This is a genomic window from Carboxylicivirga linearis (assembly GCF_018271995.1).
Lineage (GTDB): Bacteria > Bacteroidota > Bacteroidia > Bacteroidales > Marinilabiliaceae > Carboxylicivirga > Carboxylicivirga linearis.
This window is the reverse complement of record NZ_JAGUCO010000073.1, coordinates 1-2,027: the sequence shown is the minus strand read 5'-3', so window position 1 is coordinate 2,027 and position 2,027 is coordinate 1. Positions and strand designations below refer to the sequence as shown.

Genomic DNA, 2,027 nt, shown 5'->3' with positions numbered 1-2,027 from the left:
AATTTTAATTATTGATTCACAATTATTTATTGAAGCTTGATGCTTCCTAAATCTTCTTTATTGGTGGTTTTCTTGGGGGATGATTTCCGTTTTGCAGGAGTGCTGTCTTTTTTGCGGAACATGAGATAAGCTCCTGTACCAACGAGAGCTGCAACACCTAAACCAATGCCGACTTTTGCGCCCTTGCTCAGTTTCTTTTTGCCTGTTGCAGTAGGATTCGTTGTAGTCGATTGTGGAGTGTAGTTCCCGGATTTCATTATGGGTTGGGGAGTGTAATTGCCGGACTGTGGCATAATACTATTGGATGGAGGCATCACGCTGTTTGTTGGTGGAGCATAAGCCTCGGTTGTTGGAGCTGCCTGATTGGTAAATTGAGATACTGTTTCTGTTGCAGGAGCTGCTTTTTTGAATTTATCTTTAACCTTGGTAAAGATGTTTTTAATGGGCTTTAACCAGCTTCCGATTTTTGCCAACACACCACTAGCTGCGGTTACAGAGGCTGCTGTGGCAACTGCACCCATATTGCCCAATTCTGCCAATTCGCCAATGGCTTCCAAGCCTCTCAAATCAGCAAGTAATCCGTCAATTCCTTTAAGTGAGAAGTCGGAACTCTTTTGTTTTGCCCCTTTCAGGATGGCTTTTCTAAGGTTCTTTTCTCTCCCTTGTAAACCAGTAAACAGTTTCTTGACTTTGCGGTGAGTTTTTTTGAGTTTGGCTAGTTTTGTTGAGTCAATTTTGTATTTGCTGGCAAGGTTATCTGGCAAATATGCATATTGTAGCTTTTTAGCGATACCAAACATGTTTAAGCGAAGAGCTGCCAATAAACCATTTCGGATAGCAATTGATAAGGGATTAAAGCGGATAATGGCTTTAACTACTTTTTTAGCCACCTTTCCGACTTTCTTAGCAGCTTTTTTTACACCTTTTCCAATCTTTTTCCCAATTCTTTTCAATGATTTAAAGAAACCACCAAGACCTCTTTGACCTTCAAGCCCATCAATTTCTTCATCATAATCATCCAATTCTGATAAACCATCAATAGCATCCGAATCATATTTTATTAAGCCTTTAGCTGATAACTGATTTTCAATTTGAGCTAATTTCTCAAGAACTTTATCTCGCTGTGGAGTATTCCAAAACTTGATAGCCTGGTCCAACATTGAAATGAATTGGTCAGGGTTTTGGACGTGAGCCATCTTGTCCTTGTTATCCCGATTCTTTAACAAATAATTCCGGGTTCGGATTAGATAGTTGTAGGTAGCATCTTCTGCATCACCTAAGCCGTTTATGGCATCGTCAAAGTCAACACCTGAAACAATGGCAATAAGGTCTTCATGGTTGGCTTGTGCCTGAACACCGCCAGCTAAATCAATACCTGATAAAACCGATATGGGTAATCCTAAAGCACTTGTACCTGTTAAGCCATCAATGCCTCTAAGTCCTGCCAATTGTAGCGGAGACATATCAAAATCAGACCGTTCAAAACTGTATGGCTTTTGGTAATCGAACTTTGAAAGAACAGGGTCAATAACGATTTCATCTTCGGAATCACCAACGGCAGGAACAATCACATAGATATGCTGAAAATTCTTTTTACCATCATACTTGGTAATGCGGAGTTTGAACGGAATGCCCAAACACTTTAAAATCGAACCCACAAAAATGCTGTAATCATCACAGTCAATCCCTGCATCTGATTTGCTTTTTTGTTTGAACTTGATTTGTCCGTCTAACCAGGAGCGAGATGGAGTACGGAGCTGTTCAGTTCCGTCATCGTCTTTATGGTACTGCAAATAATTGTATGAAAAGTTGAAGATATTACGACAAGATTCTTTTAGTGAATCACCTTGTAGCACACTTGCCAGTTCTTCGACTTCCCGAAAGTGCGTGCCGATAATATCAATACAACTTTCAACGGTTTCAATGGCGTTACCGTTTTTTATAAATGTGTCCTGTCCGTTTGCCTTTTTTATAAGGTGGTTGAAACGTTTACCGTTTTGGGTGTTTCGTGGGCCGGATACAATGCC

The 2,027-nt window shown here is 40.4% G+C and carries 1 protein-coding gene; it reads right to left on the bottom strand.

What is annotated here, in order from left to right:
* Positions 1–26: 26 nt before the first annotated feature.
* On the bottom strand, positions 27–2,027 hold a 2,001-nt coding region (locus KEM10_RS23560; RefSeq protein ID WP_212220772.1), incomplete at its 5' end, for a hypothetical protein.